Source organism: Nocardia sp. NPDC052001 (genome assembly GCF_040680615.1).
Lineage (GTDB): Bacteria > Actinomycetota > Actinomycetes > Mycobacteriales > Mycobacteriaceae > Nocardia.
Genome location: NZ_JBFAXC010000004.1, coordinates 212,535 through 234,365, shown reverse-complemented (window position 1 = coordinate 234,365; position 21,831 = coordinate 212,535). Strand labels below are relative to the sequence as shown.

The following is a 21,831-nucleotide window of genomic DNA, read 5'->3' as shown; positions in this document are numbered from 1 at the left end:
GCATGAAATTGGCGCTCACCGAGGACGAGCTCGCCTTTCGTGATGAACTGCGCGCGTTCTACCGGAGCGAAATCCCCGCCGAGATTCGCAATCGCAACCGGCACGGACAGGAGCTGAGCCGGGACGATGTCGTCACCACCCAGCGCATCCTGAACGCGCACGGGCTGGCGGTGCCGAACTGGCCGGTCGAATGGGGCGGCCGGGACTGGACCCCCGTGCAGCGGCACCTCTGGCATGAGGAAATGCAGCTGGCCTCGGTACCGGAACCGCTGACCTTCAACGCGAATATGATCGGCCCGGTCATCGCCCAATTCGGTTCGCAACAGTTGAAGGAACGCTTCCTCGCCGCCACCGCCAATCTCGATATCTGGTGGTGCCAGGGCTTTTCCGAGCCCGAGGCGGGATCGGACCTGGCCTCGCTGCGCACCACCGCGGTGCGCGACGGCGATTCCTACATCGTCAACGGCCAGAAGACCTGGACCACCCTGGCTCAGTTCGCCGACTGGATCTTCTGTCTGGTGCGCACCGATCCGGACGCGCCCAAGAAGCAGGCGGGCATCTCCATGCTGCTGTTCCCGCTGGACACCCCCGGCGTGACCGTACGGCCCATCGAGCTCATCGACGGTACCCACGAGGTCAACGAGGTCTTCCTGGAGAACGTCCGGGTGCCCGCGGAAAACCTTGTCGGACGGGAGAATCAGGGCTGGACCTACGCCAAATTCCTGCTCGGCAACGAACGCACCGGTATCGCCGCGGTCGGGCAGACCAAGGTGCGACTGTGGCTGGCCAAGGAACAGGCCCGCGCCACCCGGCTCGGCGCGCGCACCCTGCTCGACGATCCGGTCTTCGCCACCCGGCTGGCCGAACTCGAAAACGAGCTGCTGGCACTGGAATTGGTGCAGCTGCGGGTGGCCTCCGACCCCTCGGACGGTAAGCCGAACCCGGTCTCCTCGATTCTCAAACTGCGCGGCACCGAACTACAGCAGGCCGTCACCGAATTGATGGTCGATATCGCCGGACCGGATTCGGTGGTGCGCGAGGGGGATACCCCCGACACCGCGCGCCGCAGCACCGCCACCTACCTGAACTATCGCAAGACATCGATCTACGGGGGGTCGAACGAGGTGCAGCGCAATATCATCGCCTCGACGATCCTCGGATTGTGAGGCAGCACAATGGATTTCGATCTGACCACCGAACAGGAAATGCTGCGCGACACCGTGCGTGACGTCCTGGCCCGCGGCCACAGCCCGGAAGCCCGCACCCGGATCACCGATACCGAACTCGGCTGGGACCCGCAGCTCTGGCAGACCTTCGCCGAGGTCGGACTGCTCGGGCTCACCTTCGCCGAAGAGGACGGCGGTATGGGTGCCGGACCGCTGGAGGCCATGCTGGTGCTCACCGAGATCGGCCGCAAACTCGCTCCGGAACCACTGCTGGACTGCGCACTGCTGCCCGGCGGGCTGATCGCCGCCGTCGGCTCGGACGCACAGCGTAAGGGGTTGCTGCCCAAGGTCGCCGAGGGCGACCTGCGGCTCGCCTTCGCGCACGCCGAATCGGGTGTGCGCTGGCCGTCCGCCGAACTCACCGCCCAGGCCGTCCGGCACGGTGACGGCTGGCAGATCACCGGTGTCAAACATCCGGTGGCGCACGGTGATTGCGCGGATCTGCTGATCGTCAGCGTCGCGCTCACCGACGGTGGGATGGGGCTGTTCCTGGTCGACCCCGCCGATCCGGGCGTGCGGCGCACCGGCTATCGCACCCATGACGGATTGCGCGGCGCGACAATCGAATTCGAGGGTGCGACCGCCGAACCCCTGGGTTCGGTGACCGATGTCTCCGATCCCATCGAGGCCGCGTTGGCCGGTGCGCAGGCCGCGCTCTGCGCCGAAGCGGTCGGCGCGATGGAGGAGTCGCTGCGGCTCACCGCCGAATATCTGAAGACCCGCAAGCAATTCGGCGTTCCGCTGCGCGCATTCCAGGCCCTCACCCAGCGTGCCGCCGATATGTACGTCTCACTGGAATTGGCGCGCGGCATGAGCATGTACGCGTCCATGTCGCTGGCGGACGGCATCACCGATCCGGTGGTCGCCTCGCGCGCCAAATTGCGCGTCGGCCGCTCCGCCCGGCACATCGGGCAGGAGGCCATCCAACTGCACGGCGGCATCGGCATGACGGCGGAGTATCCGGTCGGCCACTACACCGCCCGGCTCACCGCCATCGAACACACCCTCGGTGACTCCAGCGATCACCTGCGCCGGCTCGGCGAGTACGTCGGCGACTACCAGATGGTCGAAATCTGACGATGTGATTGGCCGGTGTGGGTGCCGAACAGTGTGTGTCCGGATGCTTGCTGGACGATTGTTCGAGTCCTTGCGGTGTCGGACGCTCAGTCAGAGTCGTTGCCGGACAACAGGGTTCGCAACGCGCGGGTAATGGCGTGCGAGGCGGCGCGCTGGGAGAGCCCGCGCCGGTCGACCAGCTGGTGCCGATACGCCCAGCCCACCGTGGCCTCGATCAGATCGAGTAGTTCACGATCCTGCGTACCGTCCCGATTCAGCTCGGCAGCGAAGATCCGCGCCAGACCGGCGCGGATCTTGCCGTCGGTCAGCCGCATTCGCTCATCGATAGCGGTAATGGCCGGCGACTCCAGCAGGCCGAGCAGGCGTGGGGTGCGCTGATGTGCGAAGACGATCGCGCTCTGTTCGACCACCGCCGCGATCCGCGCATCCAGCGGCAGGCTCGGATCGGGTGCGACCACCAGTGATTCCACCAGTTCGGACTGCGCGTCCACCGCCGCCACCCGCAGGTCCTCGCGACCCGGGAAATGCACGAAGATACTGCGTTCGGACACGCCCGCGCGGTCCGCGATGTCCTTGGTGGTCGGTGCGTAACTGCCGTCCTTGAGGGCCGCGAGCAGCGCCTCCACGATCGCCTTGCGGGTCTGCTCCGGATTGCGCCTGCGGCGGCGCTCCCCGCTCGGGTGGCGCTCGGTGGTGCCCTCGCTCATCTCTGCATCCGATCACATGGGCTTCCGTCGACCTACGCGGGGTCGGGGGAGCATTTCGGCCATTGCTATTGCAGTCTAACTGCAATAGTGGTTAGGGTGTCGGTGCGCGGCAAACGCTGAAGAAACCATAGAAGGCGTTCTCAATGCCGTGAACGAATCGTTATGGCGAAATTGGCGAACGCACAGCTATCGGCTGCTTGGCTGGTTTGCGGTGCGCGCTAACGGAAGATCGAGGAGACGGCGTGGTCGACGGCAATCCGATAAAGGGCGCAGGTAATCACGACAACGGCGCAGCCCGGGTATCCCGGCGCGGCATGCTCGGCGTCGGCGCGGCCGCACTGGCCGCGGTCGGCGTCGGCGGTGCGCTCACCGCGTGCGGCTCCTCGGACGAGGTGAATCCGTCCACCACCCAGACCGAGCCCACCGATGCCATCGCGGCGGCGAACAAGAAGGTCACCCAGACCATGCCGTTCGACGACACCACCGATTTCGCCGACGCGGACCACGGGTTCATCGAGGCGCTGCGGCCGGGCGTCATCAAGGACGACAAGGGCAAGGTGGTCTGGGATACCGACTCCTACGGCTTCCTACAGGGCACCTGCCCGTCCTCGGCCAATCCGAGCCTGTGGCGGCAATCCCAGCTCACCGTCAAACAGGGTCTGTACGAGATCGCGCCCGGCCTCTACCAGGTGCGCGGCCTGGATCTGTCGAATATGACGCTCATCGAGGGCGATACCGGCGTCATCGTCATCGACCCGCTCATCTCCAATGAGACCGCGGCCGCGGGGCTGGCGCTGTACCGCAAGCATCGCGGCGACAAGCCGGTGACCGGGTTGATCTACACCCATGCGCACGTCGATCACTTCGGTGGTTCGCTCGGCGTCACCACCCGCGAGGATGTGGCCGCGGGTCGCTGTCCGGTGGTCGCGCCGTCCGGACTGCTGGAACACGCTGTCGCGGAGAACATTTACGCGGGCACCGCCATGTCGCGCCGCGCCGCGTACATGTACGGCGCGGCGCTACCGCGCGGGCCGAAGGGACAGATCGGCGCGGGCCTGGGACAGACCACCTCGGTCGGCACCGTCAGCCTGATCGATCCGACCGTGAACATCACCGCGACCGGACAGCAGGAGACCATCGACGGTGTTCGCATGGTGTTCCAGATGACACCGGGCACCGAAGCGCCGTCGGAGATGAACTTCTACTTCCCCGACCGCCGCATCCTGTGCATGGCCGAGAACGCCACACACACCCTGCACAACCTGCTCACCTTGCGCGGCGCGCTGGTGCGTGATCCGCATGTGTGGTCCAAGTACCTCACCGAATCCATCAATCTCTATGCGCGCCAGTCCGATATCGTGTTCTCCTCCCATCACTGGCCGATCCGGGGCACCGACAAGATCGTGGAATACCTTTCCGCGCAACGGGATCTGTACGGATACCTCAATGACCAGACCCTGCGGATGCTCAACACCGGCATGGTCGGCAGTGAGATCGCCGAAGCCATGCGGATGCCGCCCGCGATCGAGAAAGCCTGGTACTCACACGGTTACTACGGGTCGGTCAGCCACAATGTGAAAGCCATCTACCAGCGGTACATGGGCTGGTTCGACGGCAATCCCGCGCACCTGTGGGAGCATCCGCCCGTCGACAACGCCAAGCGGCACGTCGATGCCATGGGCGGTGCGAACGAGGTGCTGAAGAAGGCCCAAAAGGCTTATGACGACGCCGATTTCCGCTGGGCCGTGCAGTTGCTCAACTACGCGATCTTCGCCGACGCGAACAACAAGAAGGCGAAAGACTTGCAGGCCAGCGCATTCGAACAGCTGGGCTACGGTTCGGAGAACGCCACCTGGCGCAACTTCTACCTCTCCGGAGCGTATGAACTGCGCAACGGATCCTTCGGCACGCCGACCGCGGCCAATTCCAAAGGGCTGCTGGCGGCGCTCACCGTGGATCAGGCGTTCGACGCCATCTCGCTGTTCGTCAACGGCCCCAGGGCCTGGGACACCCACCTGGTCACCGACTGGAAGTTCAGCGATCAGCAGGACAAGGTGCATCGCGCCGAACTGCGCAACGGCGTGCTGGTGCACTACGACCGCTGGCCGGACGACGGTCTGCCCGCACCCGACGCGACCGTCACCCTCACCCGCGGCGGATTCATTCAGAACATGGTCGGCGGCGGCAATATGCAGGACGCGGTCGCCAAGGGCGACATCAAGATCGACGGCAATGCCGCCGCTCTCATTCAGATGAAGGGACTGTTCGACAAGCCGGATCCCGGCTTCGCCATCGTCACCCCATAGACCGGATTCGCGGCGCGTCCCCCATCCGAGCCGTGAATTCCATTGCGGGGCCCTGCCGCCGACCGTCCGGCAGGGCCCCGTTTCCATGTCCGCCAAACCCGCAGGGGTTCAAGGAAAATCAGTGGATTGTCAAGTGTGAGGTTCCCTACCCTCGAATAGTGAACACCGCAACCCTGCTGGACCACCTCCGCACCCACAGCATGCCCCCGGCGCTGTCCCGCGCCGGTGTGCTGAGCTGGGATGACGCGGAATTCCACCGCACCGCATACGATTCCGACCCCGAGACCTACGTGTTGCTGGCCCTGACCCCGGGCGTCCACGAGCACCAGCGCGCCCGCGTTCTGCTCCAGGTGCTGTCGGCCAGCCGTGCGGGTATCGATCAGCACACCCGGGTGACCCTCGACAAGGCAACGCGCGCACTACTTTTCGCACTCGCGCCGAACCACGTCATCACGGTCTTGCTGGCACTGCGGCAGCGCCGCGTCAACCATAAGCATGTCACCCGGGCCGTCCTCACCTTCATCCTCGATCATCCGGACGCCGAACTCCTCATCGCCGCCCGCCGTCCCGCCCTGCGCGACTGCTTCGAGCACGCGCTCGGCAAGGCGACGGCGCGGGGGTGTGTGCGCGAGATCGCCGGTGGCTCGGAGTCGCATCGAAAGCTGCTGCGGTTCAGTGCGAATCCGGCCGTCGCGGTCGAACGGGTGCGCCAGCTGTACGCGCCCGGCACCCACGGCGTGCCCGTGCTGACCGAACCCATCGCGCCATTGGAGCCGACGCGGCATCGCGAGCCGATCGTCACCGTGACCAATCGCGGCGATATCGCGGCGACCCTGGTGCACGCGTATCGGGGCGACGCGAGTCCCGAATTGCGTTCCGCCCTGGCCGGTTACGTATCGGCCGCGACGGACGGCCTCCCGCGCCTGGCCGCGAATGTGGCGCTGGTGCTGGACACCTCGGACTCCATGCGCGGCTACGGCGAGCGTGAATGGGCCCTGCTGTCCCAGGCCGAAGCGCTGCGCCTGGTGCTGGCCCGGCTCTGCGACAACCTCACCGTCATCGAGGCGGGCGCGGCCCAGACCGGCCCGACCGACCTGGCCACCGCCCTGCTCGACGCCCTCGCCGGACGACCCAGCCGTGCGGCCTTCGCGGACCCGACTACGCAGTCCGCCGAGTCGGGTACATCTACGCCCCTCGTCGAATCGGCAGCGGTCACAGGGGCGACACGGGACGCTGGGGCATTGGCGGCCGGTGGGCCGGATCTGGTGGTGATCGTGACCGACGGGTATGAGAATCGGCTGCCCGGGGATTTGGCTCGGGTGGTGGCGACGCTGCTGCGGATCGGGGTGCGGACGCCGATCGTGCTGTGCCAGAGCACATTCACGGGGCGGGACGAGTTGTCGCTGCGGGATCCCGCGCCCGCGCTGCCGCATCAGCGGTGCTGGCATCAGGACGATTTCGCGGCGCTGCTGCCGTGGATGTTCGTGCGGTGCCCGGCCGGGAAGGACTGGGTTCTCGCTACGGCCCGGGCGTTCCTGGACGGGCGGGAAGGAGTGAGGACATGAACCGACTCGATACGCTCGTACACGCGCCGGTCGATCTGAGCGGGTACCGGTTGGGTGCGCCGCAGCAGGCGGGGGCGCTCACCATGGTGCCGATCCACGGACCGGAGCGGCCCGGCATCGTGCCGCCGCGCTCGGGATTGAAGCTCAATCGCGTGGTGGGATACGGAAGTGTGGAGCTGCACAATGGCGCGCCCGCGGGCGTGGCCATCGTGCCGCTGCACATCGGATACATCCAGGAGGGCGCGCAGAATCACGCGCTGTGCTCGGCCGCGCTCATGGGCGCGGGGCAGACCCGGCTGTTCGACGATGCCTGCTGCGTACAGGCCGCGCAGGGCGGCTACCTCGAGGCGCGCGATCAGTGGTTCTTCGTACTGCCGCTCGAATTGCGCGCCCGGGCACTGGAATTGCGCGGGAAGCCGGGCTATTCCAAGCTGTGGCAGGATATTTCGGCGGTGAACGCGCGCTACCGGTTGCCCGCGCGCGGACATCTGGAGCAGTTGCTCACGCGTAAGCGCGCGGTGCTGACCCAGTTCCGCAGTCGGCTGGAATTGCTGCCCGGTCAACTCGGCGCGCTGTTCTTCGTCGACGGCAGGTTCGCGGGTCTGGAGATCGCGCCCGATCCCCGGTACTTCGCCGAAATGTGGATGCCGCTGGTGTGTTTCGCGTACGGCGTCGCCGCTTGGCACGCCGAGCCGGAGCGCACCGCGGCCGAGCCGTTCGAGGTGGACAGCCTGGCGGCGCTGCGCGCCGAACTCACCCGCGCGCGCGAACGCCGTGCGGATGAGGTGCTGTCCTGGATGCCCGCACCCGCGCAGGTGCGGCTCACCGAGGAGGAGCGCTACCTGGACCTGCGCCTGCACACCGTGACCGGCGACGGCCTCACCGGCCAGCTGGTCGTCGAGCACGACCGGCCGGTGTACGCCTCCCTGTTCGCGGCCTGATTTAAATGGATTGCGCCACAACCGAATACGAGATTGAATAGGTACTACGGGAACTGAGCCGGGCACGGCGGGAACCAGCTTCATTCCAGATGAAGAAAAAACTCGCCTGTTAAGCGAATAGCCGACCCGCCATCGCGCCGGCCGCCTGTCCCGTTCCTACCGGGCGATTCCCCGGCGCGGCCACACCGCGCTGGGGAATTTGTCGTACCGCGTCACTGAAGAGCAGATACTCCGCCGGTGGTACGCACACCTCGCGATAGGGCTGGCGCGGTTCCACCCGTCGTTGCGGCCCGGGTATCACCACCCCGTGCCGCAATTCCTCGCCCTCGGGTTCGTCCGCCGCCTCCTGCGCGCGCACCCAGTTGCGCATGGCATTGGACGCCAGACTGGGCAGATATTCCACCGCCCGCTCCCACTCCAGACCCTGCACCTGCGTCGGGTCGCTGACCGCTGTGACGACGACGGCGTAGGCCGTATTGATGTCCGTCATGCGGATTCACCCCTGTTCTCGGTTCCGGCGCTGTCTCGCGCGTTGCGCGGGGAATGTTCAGGTTACTTTGAAAGATCTTGCACTACTGCGTGTTTCGCTGTACTCGCAGGTGGCCTGCGAGTGTGTAGGATTGGCGGCGCAATGCCGATCTGAAACACGACCGTCTCGAACGAAAGTGGGCAGGAGCATGGGCGATTCCTCGGTTACCGGCACCATCGCGGCGGATTCGAGCGATGTGCTCCCGGCCCTGCCGCTGGGAGTCTGGCGGCCGACCAAGGAAACCCTGCACCGCTACATTCAGATCGTCGGCAAAGTCGCACTGGCGAAAGGCATTCGCCGCAATCACTGGTGGCATATGACCTATCGCGTCAATGCGCGCGGCTGGACCACCCTGCCGCTCGGCAGCGCCACCGACGGCCCGGTATTCACCTGCGCCTTCGATTTCTTCGATCACGTGCTGCGCATTTCCAATGATCGCGGCAGCCAGGAGGAAATTCCGCTCGCCGAACAATCCGTCGCGGGCTTCTACGCCGAAACCATGCGCGGGTTGCGCGATCTCGGCGTCGAGGTGGAGCTGCCCTTCCCGACCCCGTACGACCTGCCCGATCACGGCCGCCCCTTCGCCGAGGACGAGGAACACCACCACTACGACCCGGCCGCCGCCCAGCGCGCCTTCCGGGTCACCAGTCAGGTGGGCCGCATCCTCGAGGACTTCAGCGCGAGCTACTCCGGCAAGATCAGCCCGGTCCAACTGTTCTGGCACACCTTCGATCTCGCGGTGCAGCGCTTCTCCGATCGCAAGATCGACATGCCGGAGAACGTGGATCCGGTGACCCGCGAGGCCTATTCGCGCGAGGAGATCAGCGCCGGATTCTGGTTCGGCGACGATAAGGTCCCCGAGCCGACCTTCTACTCCTACACCGCCCCCGAACCCGAAGGGCTGACCGAGCTTCCGCTGCGGCCGCCCGAAGCGCGCTGGGTGCCATCGGGATCCGCGCACGCCGCCTACTACTCCTATGACGCGGCCCGGCGCAGCGCCGATCCGGTCGGCGCCGCCCTCGATTTCCTGCACTCCGCCTACGCCGCGGGCTCACGTCTCGCCGGCTGGGACGCACCCGCTCTGGCCTGCCCCGGAGGCATCACCGACCCGGTCCTGGGCAGCCTCTGGAAAGGCTGGCCGGAATAACCGAGTGCCTCCCGTCGTATGTCCCGTTTAGTGTGTTTGTAGGGACCGAGGGAGGATCACCATGGGTATACGCTTGGTGAGCGGGCCGCATGTGGAGCAAAGGGAGCAGCATGCGTGACGAGAATATGGCGGTGCGGACCACCGGTCTGACCGCGTATCGCGACACCGTTTTCACCGCCGGGCCGACCACCCGGGTACCACTCATGGGAGTGCTCGTATTCGGTTCCCTGGTGCTGGTCTGGGCGGCCGAACGCTCCGCCCGCGAGGGCACCGACCACGGCTGGTTCGTGGCGGTCTCCATAGCCGGGCTCTTCGTGGCCCGCGGTCTGCACCTGCGGCGTTCCATCACCCTCCCGCATCTCACCGCCGCGACCGTCGTACTGGTGATCGCGAACTTCGGCTACCGGGCCGAGCACACCAGCATCGGATTCGTCTTCCTGGCGGCCAGCGGGCTGGTGCTGATGGCCCCGCTGGGCAGTAAACCGCAGCCCGAACAGCTACCCAGGGTGGCCGAACTGGTGCGCCGCACACAATTGGATCCGGTCGCGCCATTCGCGCTGCACTCGTCCAAGAGTTATTTCTTCAATGCCGATTCCTCGGCGGCCATCGCCTATCGGGCGCGGTTCGGTATCGCCGTGGTCGCGGGCGATCCGATCGGCGATAAGGCGCGCTTCGGCGAATTGGTCTCGGAATTCTCCGAATTCGCCAGCTCACACGGGTGGCGCGTCGCGGTGCTCGGCGCGAGTCCGGAACTCACCCAGCTGTGGCAGTTGCGCGCCTTCGAACATCGCGGGCTGCGCCAGGTCCCGATCGGGCGGGACGTGGTGGTCGAGGTCGGCGATTTCGACATGGTCGGCAGGCGGTTCCGTAACCTGCGGCAGGCGGTCAGCCGCACCCGCAATTTCGGCGTCACCACCGAGATCGTGCCCGAGGTCGCGCTCACCGAACCGCAGCGCGAGAACCTGCTGAGCATTGTCGACGACTGGGGGCACGGGCGGCAGACCCGCGGCTTCTCGATGATCCTGGACCATCTGCTGGACGGGCGGCATCCGGGCATGCTGATCGTGCTGGCCCGCGATGAGCACGGCGAGATCGCCGGATTCCAGCGCTACGGCGTCTCCGGCAACGGCCGGGAGCTGAGCCTGGACGTGCCGTGGCGGCGCAAGGACGCGCCCAACGGGCTGGACGAGCGCATGATCGTCGATCTGATCGACTACGCGAAGGCGCGCGGCATCACCCGAATCTCGCTGGCGTTCGCGGCTTTTCCGGAGATGTTCGCGGACAAGGAACGCGGCAGGCTCGGACAGCTGGCGTATGCGGCTGTGCGACTGGGTGATCCGCTCATCCGGCTGGAATCGCTGTACCGGTTTCTGCGCAAGTTCAATTCGTTCTCGGATCAGCGATTCGTGCTGATCCGCTGGCGCGAGGTGCTCATCGCGGCGGCGGCACTGCTCACCCTGGAGTTCGTCCCGCACCGCCGCGAGTACTGAGAGCTGTTCTCAGGCCAGGAATTCCACCAGCGCGGCGGAGAAGCCCGGATCGGTGGTGGCGACCAGGTGATCACCCGGCACCACCGCCAGCTTCGCGTTCGGGAAGGCGGCGGCCAGCCGGTCGGGTTCGGCGGCGAATGGATCGGCGTCGCCCGCCAGCACCAGCGTGGGCACGGCGATATCGGCGACCGTCTTGATCGGGGCCTCGTTCAACCCGCCCGCCAGCGCGGCGATGGCCTCACGATCCGCACCCAGCACATCGGCCAGCATGCGGAACATCTTGGCCCGCTCCACCGTCTCGGACCCGTCACCGCGCATGGCGGTGACGATGTCCTCGGCATTGATCACCCGCCAGTCGATACCGCCGCAATCCACCACCCCGGAACCGATGCCACCGACCGCCAGCCTGCGCACCCGCGCATCGGCCTGCGCGACCAGGATCGAGATGATCCCGCCCATCGAATAACCCACCTGCGCAACCTCATCCAGCCCCAGGTGGTCGTAGAGCGCCCGCACGTCATCGGCCATGGCGTGCCAGGAATACCGCGCCGGATCATGCGGCTTCTCCGAGCGCCCGTGCCCGCGCGCGTCCAGCGAGATCACGTGATGCCCGGCCGTGTGCAGCGCCGCCACCACGCCGACGCTCATCCAGTTCGCATTGGTATCGGCGACGATGCCGTGCTGCAGCACGACCGGCATGCCCTCGCCCTCCCACACGCGGTAGTTGAGCTCGAGACCATCCCAGCTGGTGAACTTCGCCATGCGGCCGATGCTAGTGGCGAAAGCCGTTGTCCGGGGCGGGGTCAGGAGATGCGGGCCATGACGGCGCGGGGGAGCAGCGGCATGACCGCGCCGAACACCCGCCACGGCCACTGCGGCACCGAGGCGCGCACGGTCTCGTGTTCGATGGCGGCGACCATGGCCGCGACGCCCTTGTCCAGCGGGGTGAGCAGGGTGGTGTCACCGGCGCGGCCGGACATATCGGTGGCGATATAGCCCGGCTGCACCGTGGTGACCTTGATCGGGGTGCCGCGCAATTCGATGGCCAGGCCCTCGCCGAGCGCGGTGAGCCCGGCCTTGCTGGCCGCGTAGGCCGCTTTCTTACCGGGTAGTCCGCGCACCGCGCTCATGGACGAGATGAGCACCAGATGCCCGGCTTTCTGCTCCCGGAAGATGCTCATGGCCGCCTCGGTCTGCGCCAGCGCGCTCACGAAATTGGTGGTGGCCGTGGCGATATTGGCATCCGCGCGCCCGGTGCCGATGCGCGCGCCCTTGCCGAGCCCGGCATTGACGATCACCCGGTCCAGCCCGCCCAATTCCGCGCGCAGGTCCTCGAAGACCTTGGGTACGGCCGCGTGATCATCGACATCGAGCCCGCGCACGGCCACCGTGATACCCGGGTGGGCGGCCAGAAGTTCGGTGCGCAGCGCTGCCAGATTCTCGGTGCGCCGGGCGCAGAGCGCGAGATCGCGTCCGCGCCGGGCGAATTCGCGAGCCATACCCGCGCCGAGCCCGGAGCTCGCACCGGTGATGAGAATCTTCTGCCGCGTCATATCGGACACCCTAGCCGTACCCGAGTCACTGACAATTGTCAGTGAACGCCGAAATGTCAGCCGCCGAAGGACCCCGTCGGCACGTCCGGCACCAGTCGCCACGCGCCGCAGCTCTCGGTACTGAAGGCCACATCGGTCGACTTGATGACAATCCGCAACGGGTGCTGCCGGGTGAAATCGCTGGCGATGATGTAGAAGTTCGGATCGTTGTAATCGGCGGGCGTCTGGACGTGCCAGAGCCGGCGCCAGAAGCAGCCGGTGGCATTGTCCGGGGTGCCGTCCGAGACGTAGGTGCCCGGTTTGATATCGACATTCACCAGGTAGAGGCCGTCGCCCGGAATCTCGGTCGCCGGATCGGCGGCGGCGATGGCCGCGGTGGTGGTCAGCAGTGCGGAAGCGAGGGCTCCCGCGATCATCAGCGCGCCTGTACGCACAGTGTTCCTCCCTTGAAATCTCTGTGAGCCGGGCGGCCTCGCTTCCGCCCGGTGTGGAGATCCCCGCATCTCCCGGGGAGGTTTATCAGAAATCGACCGTCCATTTCGGTTGTTCCGTGTAATTGATTGCGTACAAACCGGTTTCGATTCGGAAATCACGGGCAAAACTGTTAACACCGAAATAGGTAGTAATCACCGATTCTCTTCTTGTCGCCGCTCGCGATATTCAGGGCATGAGACGACTCCACCCCCTCCCCGACGCGAGTTCGCCCGGCCCCTCCACCTGCGCCGAAGAATGCGCCCGGCTCTGCACCCACGACGGACTCGCCGCCGTCCTGCGCGCCGACAAGGCGCTGCTGCACTGGCGAGCCATGCGCCGCCTCGGTGATACCGGTCTGGCCGAGCACGCGGTTCAGGAAACCCTGCTGCGCGGCTGGAAAGCCTGCGCCAGCTATGACCCGAGCCGGGGCAGCGTGCGCACCTGGCTGCTCACCATCGAGCGCAATATCCTCACCGATATCGCCCGCATGCGCTCGGCCCGGCCCGGCGACGCGCACTGGGACGAGATCGGCGATGTCGCCGAGGGCCATTGCGCCCGGCCCGATTTCACCGACGGGCTCGCCGACGGACTGCTGGTCGACGAACTGCTCGCACATCTGCCCGGACCGCAGCGTGATGCGGTCGTCCAGGTGATCCTGCGCGATCGCGCCTATCAGGATGTCGCCGCCGATCTCGGAGTTCCGGTCGGCACCGTGAAAACCCGCGTGCACTACGCATTGCGCTCGCTGCGGCGTCTTCCGCTCAGCGCCTGACAACGGAGAACAGTCATGAAACGGGCGGGCCCCCTCCTCACCCTCGCCGCCGCCGCTCTACTCGGCGGTGGACTGCTGATCACCGATATCGTCACCGACCCCACCGATGACACCGCGGATCGTGCCGCGGTCACCACATCCGCCGGAGCAGCCACCACCTCCGCCGGGTCAGGGCCGAGCGCCGCCCCCTCGGCCTTCCCGGCCCAGGCCGACTATGTCGCGGTGATCCCCGCCCAGCCCCGCTCGATCACCCTGTCCATCACGGTCACCGGCAAACAGGCCGTGGCATACGCCTGCGACGGCGCATCGGTCGAGAGCTGGCTGCGCGGTGCGGCCGATGCCGGCCGAATGTCCTTGACCGGCAAGAACTCCGAACTACAGGCCACCCTGAAGGACAATGTCCTGACGGGCACGCTGACCCTGGACAACCGCGCCATGGATTTCACCGCACCCCTGGTGCAGGCCCCGGCCGGTATCTACTACGCCCGCTCGAACGGCGCGCGCGACAGCTGGATAGTCCGCCCCGACGGCAGCGTCACCGGCGTCCGCCGCCAAGCTGACGGAACCACGGCTCCCGCACCGACTCTCGCCCCGGACGCACGAAAGGTGCACGGCGATGACACCGACTTCTGACCCCCGTGACCCCAACACCCAGCGCTCCATCCCCACCGTGATCCGAGGCGCTGTCCAGCCTCCATGGGGTGCCCGACCCCCGTCCGCATATGGCGTCCAGCCCGCGCGCGATGACTTGTCCCAGCCGGTGGCCGATGCCCCTTCCCAGTCCGTGTCAGGCGACTCGATGCCGTTGTCCGCCGCTGCGTCTCCCCAGCGCACCGCACTCACGATCGCGCTGATAGTGATTGCCGGAGCCGCGGTGTCAGTGCTGCTGGGGGTGTACGGATACACCCATCCCGCACGCGGTTACGCGGTGAGCCTGGCGGGATTCTCCAGTCCGGGCGCGGTGAAGGCGTGGCTTGCCACGGTCGTGGTGCTGCTCGCGGTCGGGCAGGACATCAGCGCGCTGGCCATGTACGGGGTGCTGCCCAGGATTCGCGGCGGGCGCTGGGCCTCGGTATGGCATGTGTGGTCCGGGCGACTGGCGGTGCTGGTGAGCATTCCCGTTGCGGCGCACTGCCTGTACGCCTTCGGATTCGAGGCCACCGACCGCCGGGTGCTGCTGCATTCGCTGCTGGGCTGCGCCGTCTACGGCGTCTTCGTCGCGAAGATGCTGCTGCTGACTCGAAAAGGCTTGCCCCGCTGGGTGATTCCGGTCATGGGCGGGGTGCTGTTCACCGGTTTCGTGGCGCTCTGGTTCACCTCGGCGGTCTGGTACTTCCGCACCCGGGGGTTTGCCCCGTGATTTCCGGTCCCGGCCGAGTGAACCCGTCACCCCCGTAAACACGTCCACAAGGTGTGGCCGTCAGCCCACGGCCGCCACAAGCGAGGAGTAATCATGACCGACCAGATTTCGGCCCCGGACATATTCCGGATGGATCGCCGCACCGCGCTCGCCGCCACCGGCATCGCGGCCACCGCCCTGACCGCCGTCGCGTGCAGTAGCTACGGCAATACCGAGAAGGCCGCCGCCTCGACCAACGGCGCTCAGGACAAGCGTCAGGACGGCAGCACCGAGCTCGCCAAAACCTCCGAGGTGCCCGTCGGCGGCGGTGTCATCAAGGGCGACACCGTCATCACCCAGGCCACCGCGGGTGCCTTCGCGGGGTTCTCGTCCACCTGTACGCATCTGGGCTGCAAGGTCGGCGAGGTGAGCGACGGCGTTATCAAATGCCCATGTCACGGCAGCAAATTCAATCTCGACGGTAGCGTCGCGGGCGGTCCCGCGCCACGTGCGCTCGATACCCGCGCGGTACGGGTCGAGGGCGATTCCATCGTGTCGGCCTGATCGATAGCTGAAATACCGAACTCGAGCTGCGGGATCAAGCGTCCAATAGCCCTGACCACTAGTAACAGTTCGATCACGAGGCTTGCCAGAAGGTAACTGGTGTTGCGAAAGTGAACCGCTGGGTTTGGTGTTACTAGTGGGAAGGGAGGGGCGCCTCGATCCCGGGAGCGCCGCCAGCTTATGAAGCCGAATATGGTCAAGGCCGGTATCTTCACCGCCGTGACGGCCGCGGCATTCTCGACGGTCTCCGGGCTGATCCCGGGCATCGTCCTAGCTTCGCCCGTTTTGCCGGAACTGCCGCAAAGGCTCGCCGGTAAGACGATCTTCCTCGACCCCGGTCATCAGGGTCCCAATCACAGTCAGGACGTCGCCAAACAGGTCGACGACGGTCGCGGCGGCACCAAGGCCTGCCAGACCACCGGCATGACCAGCCTGCACGGCGTCCCCGAACACACCATCAACTGGGATGTGGCGCAATTGGTGCGCACCTCCCTCGAAGGTCTCGGCGCGCGGGTCGTGATGAGCCGCCCCGATGACACCGGCTGGGGCGGCTGCGTCGACGAACGCGCCCGCGCCGCCAATCAATCCGGCGCCGATATCGCGGTGAGCATTCACGCCGACAGCGCGCCCGCCGATGCCCGCGGCTTCCACCTCATCGTGCCGCAGCTGCCGATTCCGGACGCCAAGGCCAACGAGGTGCAGTCCGTCGCCGGACTGGCCGCCAGTAAAGCCATGCGCGACGCCTACATTCAGGCCGGATTCCCGGCCGCGGCCTACAACGGCGCGGTCGAGGGTCTGCAACCGCGCTCCGATATCGCCGGACCGGCCCTGACCCAGGTGCCCGACGTCTTCCTCGAAATGGGCAATGGCGCCAATGCCGAGGATGCCGCGCTGCTGGAGTCGCAGGAGGGCCAGCTGCGGCACGCGGTCACCATCACCACCGGTGTGGTGTCGTATCTGCTCGGTATGCCGGTCCCGCCGCCGAGCGCCGATCAGGTGGTCGGGCCCGCGAACGTACCGCCCGCGCAGCCCGCACAGCATCAGCTTCCGGCCGCGCCGGGTACCGAACCGCAAACCGAACCCGGCGGGACTCAGGCTGAGCCGCAAGCGGTTCCGCAGGGTGGACCGGGAGCCAACTCACCGCAGGGTGGCGCGCAATCGCCGGGTGCCATGCCCGGTGGGCTGCCCGAACCGAGTGGTCCGGCCGCCGGTGGTCCCGAACCGGTTGCACCGCAGGGTGTTCCGGCCGCACCGCCGGTCGCTCCGCAGGGTGCCGCGCCCGCCGAGGTGGCACCGGGTACCGCGCCCGCACCGCAGGCCGCGCCCGCACCGGACGCCAAGCCCGCGCCGGGTGGGGCCCAGCCCGCACCGCAGTCTCCGGGCGCCGCACCGCAACCGCAGTCCCAGGGTGGCGCGGTGGATCCCAAGACGCAGCCGGGTACGCCCGCGCCGCAGGGATTCTCGCCGGAATTGCTGTTCCCGCAACTGAGCGATCTGCTCAAGCCGCAGGTGGCGCAGCCGGGTCAGTCGAAACCGGCCGCTCCCGCTCCCGGTGTGGCACAGCCGAATCCGGTGGTGCCCGGCCAGCAGCCCGCGGCCGACAGCCGGGTGCTGCCCGCCACGATTCCGGGCGCGAGCGAACTGCCCAGGGCCAATGTGATGACCGGCGTGCAGCCGATCGCGGCTCCGATCGCGCCCAAGGCGCCACCGGCCGCCGCACCGCAACCCCCGAGTGCGGGAACGGAATCCAGCCCGGGCATCCGGACCAGTCCCGGTACGCTGCCGAACCCGGGTACGCCGGGTACGCAGTCGCCGTCCACCGATCGCAGCTCCAAGACCGGTGAACTGTTCGACACCGAGTCGATGAGCGGACTGGTGCAGTCGGTCATCAAGATGGTGGGACCGCTGGCCAAGATGCTGATGGGTCAGAACGGCGTCGCCTCGGATCTGATCAACCTGGCGTACAGCATGGTGTCGGCGCTGAGCTCGACGATTCTGTCGGCTCCGGCCAAATAACCGCACAGCGCGAGCGCCCCCGCACCGAATCATTCGGTGCGGGGGCGTTTTTCGTCGTCCCGGCGCACTTGCGGTCCGACCGGTATCGACTGTCGCGTGTGTTGTGAAATGTCCAGGTCGAGCAAACTTCTCGCGACCGTCATTGCCCCCGGGCGTGTTTCGCACCCCGGCGCTGGCTGGCGCGGTTGTGCTGACGGATAGGTGCAGTTGCGGACAACCGCGTGTCCGGTGGTTGGCAAGCATCCGGCGCAGGAGTTGCATGAATCCCGGGTCGGGTCAGGACGGCTGAGAACGACTCGTCGATCGAGGTGGATGAGATGGCGTTCGGTGTGGGCTTGAGTATCGGCACGGTCAATACGGTGTGCGTCACGGCCGCCGATCGCTCGGTTCGGCGGGGGAGCACGCCGTTCGCGGCCCGTCGCGGCGCACCGCCGCCGACCACCTGGCGCACCACCCTCACCTTCGACAGTTCCGGGCTGGCGCGGGTGGGCCGTATTCCGCGGCACGGCCGGGTCATCACCGAATTCGCCGATCTGACCCAGCGCGGGGCCTCGGTCGCGCGGGTCGGTCACCGAGCGCTTTCCGCCGCGGATCTCGTCGCGACCGTGGCCGACAGCGTGCTCGAGGAGGTGCTGGGGAAGGCTCCGGCCGGGCAGCAGGGGAGCGGTGATACCGGAATCACCGTGACCCATCCGGCCGGGTACTCCGCGAATCTGGTGGCCGACCTGCGTTCCGCGCTCGACGGGATCGGGCTCACGAATGTGCGCCTGCTGCCCGAACCGGTGGCCGCGGCGGCCTGGCTGGCGGCGCAGCGCGGTCCGCTCATGCCCGGCCTGGCCCTGGTGTACGACCTGGGTGGCTCCGGACTGGATGTGACGCTGGTGCGGGTGGGCGCGGGCGCGCCGAGCAATCCGATCGTCGGATTGCCTTTGCATTCGGCCGATTTCGGCGGCCGGGCGTTCGGCGGCATGGTCGCGGGGCGCTTGCGGCGCGGTCCGGACGCGCCCGTGGTCTCCCGGGTGAGTTCGGACAGCGATACCGGTGAACTGCGCGCCCAGCACGTGCTGGCGTCGATGAAGCTGGTGTACCGCTGCCTGCGCATCGCCGATGTCACCATGGCCGATGTGGATCGGGTGCTGGTGGTCGGCGGTGCGGCCCGGCCGCCCGAGGTCGCCGATGTGCTGGCCGAACAGCTGGCCCGCCCGGTGACGGTGGCTCCCGATCCGGAGCGCACCATCGCGGACGGTGCGGCCATCGCGGCCAAAGAGTCGGTACTCGCGCAGGATTCCGGGGGCCATCGGCATCATGTGCTAGCTGATCTCTTCCGGCGTGTCACCCGGGTGGCCGCACTCTAGATCCGCCGGTTACCGGGCAGTTTGCCCGTGATCATGGGACGTTTCGGGTCAACACGTGCAAGCATCTTGCTAGCACGTGTTGACGCTGCTCCAGTTTGGTGTAACCATGGGATACACATAAACCACCGACTGGAGGGTGACGACGATGTCTCCGACCACTACCCACGTCGACGACCCCGTGGTTGCCGAAGCTATCGAATACGCGCAGAAGCTGCTGCTGCTTTCCGAAGGCTCGGTCAACCGCAGCTTCGATCCGTTCGAGGACATCGACTGGGAGAACCCGGACTTCGACGCGAACACCAAGCCCGAGCGCTGGATTCTGCCCGCCTCGGCAGACCCGATCGGCCGCCACCCCTGGTACCTCGCCCTCAGCGAGGAGCAGCAGATCGCCGTCGGCAAGTACCGCCAGGCCAATGTCGCCAAGGTCGGCCTGCAGTTCGAGTCGATCCTGATCAGCGGCATGGTGAACCACACCTTCGGCCTCGCCAACGGTGACCCGGAATTCCGGTACTGCACCCATGAGATGTCCGAAGAGCTGAACCACACCCAGATGTTCCAGGAGATGGTGAACCGCATCGGCCTGGACGTACCCGGTATGGGCCCGCTGGTGCGACAGTTCCGCCAGGTCGCCGTCCCGGTGGCGGTGCTGTTCCCCAACCTGTTCTTCATGGCCGTGCTCGCCGGCGAGGAGCCGATCGACCACATCCAGAAGCAGATCCTGCGCTCCGGCGAGGATGTGCACCCGATCATGCGCGGTGTCATGGCGATTCACGTCGCCGAGGAAGCGCGGCACATCTCGTTCGCGCACGAATTCCTCAAGCGCCATGTGCCGGAAGCGAATCCGGCCAGCAAGCTGGTGCTCTCGATCGCCATGCCGATCGTCATGTTCATCCTGGGCCGTTCCATCGTGACCCCGCCCAAGGCGTTCTTCGACGAGTTCAACGTGCCCGACAAGGTGCGCAAGGAGCTGTTCTACGGCTCCGAGGATTCCAAGCAGGCGTTCAGCGATTACTTCATCGATGTGCGCGCGCTCGCCAAGGAGATCGGTCTGATGAACCCGATTTCCAAGCGGGTCTGGAAGATGTTCGGAATCGCCGGCGCGGCCTCCCGTTACCGCTCGGAGCCCATCCGCTCCGGCAAGGCCGCCTGAGACAAGGGACGTACAGTGCCGTACGTAGTCACCCAATCCTGTTGCAGCGACGCCTCCTGCGTCTACGCCTGCCCGGTCAACTGCATCCATCCCACGCCTGACGAACCGGATTTCCGGACGGCGGAGATGCTGTACGTGGACCCGCAGGCGTGCGTGGACTGCGGCGCGTGCGCGACCGCCTGCCCGGTGGATGCCATTGTCTCGACGAAGAAGCTGACCGATGAGCAGCTGCCCTTCATCGAGATCAATGCCGACTTCTATCGCCAGGAGCGGCCGCGGCCGCTGCTGGCCCGGCCGATCGAGGCCGCGGAGGTCAAGCCGGGACGCGAGCCGCTGCGGGTGGCGATCGTCGGCTCCGGTCCCTCGGCCATGTACGCGGCCGATGAACTGCTGACCCAGCCCGGTGTTTCGGTGACGGTATTCGACCGGCTGGCCACGCCGTACGGTCTGGCCCGCTTCGGCGTCGCGCCCGATCACACCAGGACCCGGCAGGTCGGCGAGCTGTTCGACGTCATCTCCGCACAGGACGGGTTCGGCTCGTACCTGAATGTGAATGTCGGAGAACATGTTTCGCATGAGGAGCTGCTGGCGCACCACCACGCGGTGATCTACGCGGTGGGCGCGTCCAGTGATCGCAAGCTCGGGATTCCGGGGGAGGGGCTGCCGGGCAGCGTCTCCGCGACCGAGTTCGTGGCCTGGTACAACGGGCATCCCGATCACGCGGGCCGCTTCTTCGATCTGTCGCAAAAGCGTGCGGTGATCGTCGGCAACGGCAATGTGGCGCTCGACGTGGCGCGCATTCTGACCACCGATCCGGAACTGCTGGCGGGCACCGATATCGCGCCGCGGGCGCTGACGGCGTTGCGGCGCAGCAAGATCGAGGAAGTGGTCGTGCTCGGCCGCCGCGGTCCGGCCGAATCCGCTTTCACCGTGCCGGAATTCGTGGGACTGCTCGGCGCGGATGTGGACATCGTGGTCGAGGGCGAGATTCCCGAGACGCCCGCCGACGCTTCGCAGAAGGTCGAACAGAAGCTGAAGTTGTTGCGCGGCTTGGCCGATCGGCCGGTGAGCGGGCGCAAGCGGATCACCTTCCGGTATCTGTCCGCGCCGACCGCGTTCGAGGGCGTGGACCGGGTGACCGGTGTCGCGGTGGTGCGCAATGAGCTGGTGGCCGGTGACGACGGCGTGCTGCGGGCCGAGGCCACCACGGACACCGAGGTTTTGACGACCGGTCTGGTGCTCACCTCGGTGGGTTACCGGGGCGTTCCGCTCGCGGGACTGCCGTTCGACGAGCGGGCGGGCGTGATCCCGAACCTCGACGGGCGGGTGCTGGAGAGCGCCGGTGGGAATGTGGTGCCGGGGTCCTATGTGACCGGCTGGATCAAGCGCGGGCCGACCGGGTTCATCGGTACCAATAAGTCGTGCGCGCAGGAGACGGTGCGGCAGCTGGTGGATGACTTCAATGCGGGGCGGCTGGCTCAACCCGGCCGGGGCGCGGGAGAATTCGACCGACTGGTCGGTTCACGTCAACCGCATGCCATTCGCGGCGGCGCGGTGAACCGTCCGGTGCGGCGGCGACTGCCGCTGCTGGTGCGCAGTCGCTAGTTCCGCTGTACTTCG

Annotated in this window: 19 protein-coding genes and 1 pseudogene; 15 read left to right on the top strand and 5 right to left on the bottom strand. The window is 67.0% G+C overall.

Going from position 1 to position 21,831, the window contains the following annotated elements; translation table 11 throughout:
• Positions 1-2: 2 nt before the first annotated feature.
• Both AB0L82_RS21170 and AB0L82_RS21165 read left to right on the top strand, forming a co-directional pair.
• Positions 3-1,166, top strand: a complete 1,164-nt coding sequence (locus AB0L82_RS21170; protein ID WP_364638639.1) for an acyl-CoA dehydrogenase family protein — start codon at positions 3-5, stop codon at positions 1,164-1,166.
• A 9-nt stretch (positions 1,167-1,175) separates the two neighbouring features.
• Positions 1,176-2,303 carry an acyl-CoA dehydrogenase family protein gene (locus AB0L82_RS21165; protein WP_364638636.1) on the top strand — a complete coding sequence of 376 codons (1,128 nt, stop codon included), beginning with the start codon at positions 1,176-1,178 and terminating at the stop codon, positions 2,301-2,303.
• An 86-nt stretch (positions 2,304-2,389) separates the two neighbouring features.
• Here AB0L82_RS21165 and AB0L82_RS21160 read toward each other — a convergent pair whose 3' ends face one another.
• Positions 2,390-3,010, bottom strand: coding sequence for a TetR/AcrR family transcriptional regulator (locus tag AB0L82_RS21160; protein ID WP_364638633.1), 621 nt, complete (start codon positions 3,008-3,010; stop codon positions 2,390-2,392).
• A gap of 464 nt (positions 3,011-3,474) precedes the next feature.
• Between AB0L82_RS21160 and AB0L82_RS21155 the strand changes: the two genes are divergently transcribed.
• The 3 genes from AB0L82_RS21155 (at position 3,475) to AB0L82_RS21145 (ending at position 7,822) form a co-directional block, all read left to right on the top strand.
• Positions 3,475-5,316: an alkyl sulfatase dimerization domain-containing protein gene (locus AB0L82_RS21155; RefSeq protein WP_364640396.1), complete on the top strand. Its 1,842-nt coding sequence runs from the start codon at positions 3,475-3,477 to the stop codon at positions 5,314-5,316.
• Positions 5,317-5,474: 158 nt separating this feature from the next.
• Positions 5,475-6,881: a hypothetical protein gene (locus AB0L82_RS21150; RefSeq protein WP_364638630.1), complete on the top strand. Its 1,407-nt coding sequence runs from the start codon at positions 5,475-5,477 to the stop codon at positions 6,879-6,881.
• Positions 6,878-7,822, top strand: coding sequence for a DUF6569 family protein (locus tag AB0L82_RS21145; protein ID WP_364638627.1), 945 nt, complete (start codon positions 6,878-6,880; stop codon positions 7,820-7,822). The genes AB0L82_RS21150 and AB0L82_RS21145 overlap by 4 nt, the downstream gene beginning before the upstream one ends.
• A 109-nt stretch (positions 7,823-7,931) precedes the next feature.
• Here AB0L82_RS21145 and AB0L82_RS21140 read toward each other — a convergent pair whose 3' ends face one another.
• Positions 7,932-8,312 (bottom strand): hypothetical protein, encoded by a 381-nt coding sequence (locus AB0L82_RS21140; RefSeq protein ID WP_364638624.1) that lies wholly within the window; start codon positions 8,310-8,312, stop codon positions 7,932-7,934.
• A gap of 187 nt (positions 8,313-8,499) precedes the next feature.
• Here AB0L82_RS21140 and AB0L82_RS21135 point away from each other — a divergent pair, with 187 nt between their 5' ends.
• On the top strand, positions 8,500-9,498 hold the full coding sequence (locus tag AB0L82_RS21135) for a DUF5996 family protein (protein WP_364638621.1): 999 nt from the start codon (positions 8,500-8,502) through the stop codon (positions 9,496-9,498).
• 110 nt (positions 9,499-9,608) lie between these two features.
• Positions 9,609-10,988: a phosphatidylglycerol lysyltransferase domain-containing protein gene (locus tag AB0L82_RS21130; RefSeq protein ID WP_364638618.1), complete on the top strand. Its 1,380-nt coding sequence runs from the start codon at positions 9,609-9,611 to the stop codon at positions 10,986-10,988.
• Between the two features lie 9 nt (positions 10,989-10,997).
• On the opposite strand, the gene AB0L82_RS21125 is transcribed toward AB0L82_RS21130, so the two are convergent.
• The 3 genes from AB0L82_RS21125 to AB0L82_RS21115 are packed head-to-tail and all read right to left on the bottom strand — an operon-like array spanning position 10,998 to position 12,975.
• The gene (locus AB0L82_RS21125; RefSeq protein WP_364638615.1) at positions 10,998-11,750 is read right to left on the bottom strand and encodes an alpha/beta fold hydrolase; all 753 of its coding nucleotides are present in this window, start codon (positions 11,748-11,750) and stop codon (positions 10,998-11,000) included.
• 41 nt (positions 11,751-11,791) lie between these two features.
• The gene (locus AB0L82_RS21120) at positions 11,792-12,541 is read right to left on the bottom strand and encodes an SDR family oxidoreductase (protein WP_364638612.1); all 750 of its coding nucleotides are present in this window, start codon (positions 12,539-12,541) and stop codon (positions 11,792-11,794) included.
• A gap of 56 nt (positions 12,542-12,597) precedes the next feature.
• Positions 12,598-12,975: a hypothetical protein gene (locus AB0L82_RS21115; RefSeq protein ID WP_364638610.1), complete on the bottom strand. Its 378-nt coding sequence runs from the start codon at positions 12,973-12,975 to the stop codon at positions 12,598-12,600.
• A gap of 233 nt (positions 12,976-13,208) precedes the next feature.
• Here AB0L82_RS21115 and AB0L82_RS21110 point away from each other — a divergent pair, with 233 nt between their 5' ends.
• The 8 genes and pseudogenes from AB0L82_RS21110 to AB0L82_RS21075 all read left to right on the top strand — a co-directional run bounded on the left by AB0L82_RS21110 (position 13,209) and on the right by AB0L82_RS21075 (position 21,816).
• On the top strand, positions 13,209-13,787 hold the full coding sequence (locus AB0L82_RS21110) for a sigma-70 family RNA polymerase sigma factor (RefSeq protein WP_364638607.1): 579 nt from the start codon (positions 13,209-13,211) through the stop codon (positions 13,785-13,787).
• A 15-nt stretch (positions 13,788-13,802) separates the two neighbouring features.
• Positions 13,803-14,420, top strand: a complete 618-nt coding sequence (locus tag AB0L82_RS21105) for a hypothetical protein (protein ID WP_364638604.1) — start codon at positions 13,803-13,805, stop codon at positions 14,418-14,420.
• Positions 14,421-14,586: 166 nt separating this feature from the next.
• A complete protein-coding gene (locus AB0L82_RS21100; RefSeq protein ID WP_364638601.1) occupies positions 14,587-15,147 on the top strand; it encodes a DUF6529 family protein in 561 nt (186 codons plus the stop codon).
• A gap of 93 nt (positions 15,148-15,240) precedes the next feature.
• Positions 15,241-15,690, top strand: a complete 450-nt coding sequence (locus tag AB0L82_RS21095) for a Rieske (2Fe-2S) protein (RefSeq protein ID WP_364638598.1) — start codon at positions 15,241-15,243, stop codon at positions 15,688-15,690.
• 306 nt (positions 15,691-15,996) lie between these two features.
• Positions 15,997-16,653: pseudogene (locus AB0L82_RS21090) on the top strand (N-acetylmuramoyl-L-alanine amidase); the annotation flags it as partial.
• Positions 16,654-18,023: 1,370 nt separating this feature from the next.
• Positions 18,024-19,061 (top strand): Hsp70 family protein, encoded by a 1,038-nt coding sequence (locus AB0L82_RS21085; RefSeq protein WP_364638595.1) that lies wholly within the window; start codon positions 18,024-18,026, stop codon positions 19,059-19,061.
• Positions 19,062-19,206: 145 nt separating this feature from the next.
• The gene (locus tag AB0L82_RS21080) at positions 19,207-20,211 is read left to right on the top strand and encodes a diiron oxygenase (RefSeq protein ID WP_364638592.1); all 1,005 of its coding nucleotides are present in this window, start codon (positions 19,207-19,209) and stop codon (positions 20,209-20,211) included.
• Positions 20,212-20,226: 15 nt separating this feature from the next.
• The gene (locus tag AB0L82_RS21075; protein ID WP_364638589.1) at positions 20,227-21,816 is read left to right on the top strand and encodes an FAD-dependent oxidoreductase; all 1,590 of its coding nucleotides are present in this window, start codon (positions 20,227-20,229) and stop codon (positions 21,814-21,816) included.
• Positions 21,817-21,831 lie beyond the last annotated feature (15 nt).

Excerpts from the sequence above, each read along its gene's own strand:
- AB0L82_RS21170 (WP_364638639.1), top strand. The coding sequence starts at position 3 with ATGAAATTGGCGCTCACCGAGGACGAGCTCGCCTTTCGTGATGAACTG.
- AB0L82_RS21165 (WP_364638636.1), top strand. The coding sequence starts at position 1,176 with ATGGATTTCGATCTGACCACCGAACAGGAAATGCTGCGCGACACCGTG.
- AB0L82_RS21160 (WP_364638633.1), bottom strand. The coding sequence starts at position 3,010 with ATGAGCGAGGGCACCACCGAGCGCCACCCGAGCGGGGAGCGCCGCCGC.
- AB0L82_RS21155 (WP_364640396.1), top strand. The coding sequence starts at position 3,475 with ATGCCGTTCGACGACACCACCGATTTCGCCGACGCGGACCACGGGTTC.
- AB0L82_RS21145 (WP_364638627.1), top strand. The coding sequence starts at position 6,878 with ATGAACCGACTCGATACGCTCGTACACGCGCCGGTCGATCTGAGCGGG.
- AB0L82_RS21140 (WP_364638624.1), bottom strand. The coding sequence starts at position 8,312 with ATGACGGACATCAATACGGCCTACGCCGTCGTCGTCACAGCGGTCAGC.
- AB0L82_RS21135 (WP_364638621.1), top strand. The coding sequence starts at position 8,500 with ATGGGCGATTCCTCGGTTACCGGCACCATCGCGGCGGATTCGAGCGAT.
- AB0L82_RS21130 (WP_364638618.1), top strand. The coding sequence starts at position 9,609 with ATGCGTGACGAGAATATGGCGGTGCGGACCACCGGTCTGACCGCGTAT.
- AB0L82_RS21125 (WP_364638615.1), bottom strand. The coding sequence starts at position 11,750 with ATGGCGAAGTTCACCAGCTGGGATGGTCTCGAGCTCAACTACCGCGTG.
- AB0L82_RS21120 (WP_364638612.1), bottom strand. The coding sequence starts at position 12,541 with ATGACGCGGCAGAAGATTCTCATCACCGGTGCGAGCTCCGGGCTCGGC.
- AB0L82_RS21110 (WP_364638607.1), top strand. The coding sequence starts at position 13,209 with ATGAGACGACTCCACCCCCTCCCCGACGCGAGTTCGCCCGGCCCCTCC.
- AB0L82_RS21105 (WP_364638604.1), top strand. The coding sequence starts at position 13,803 with ATGAAACGGGCGGGCCCCCTCCTCACCCTCGCCGCCGCCGCTCTACTC.
- AB0L82_RS21100 (WP_364638601.1), top strand. The coding sequence starts at position 14,587 with ATGCCGTTGTCCGCCGCTGCGTCTCCCCAGCGCACCGCACTCACGATC.
- AB0L82_RS21095 (WP_364638598.1), top strand. The coding sequence starts at position 15,241 with ATGACCGACCAGATTTCGGCCCCGGACATATTCCGGATGGATCGCCGC.
- AB0L82_RS21085 (WP_364638595.1), top strand. The coding sequence starts at position 18,024 with ATGGCGTTCGGTGTGGGCTTGAGTATCGGCACGGTCAATACGGTGTGC.
- AB0L82_RS21080 (WP_364638592.1), top strand. The coding sequence starts at position 19,207 with ATGTCTCCGACCACTACCCACGTCGACGACCCCGTGGTTGCCGAAGCT.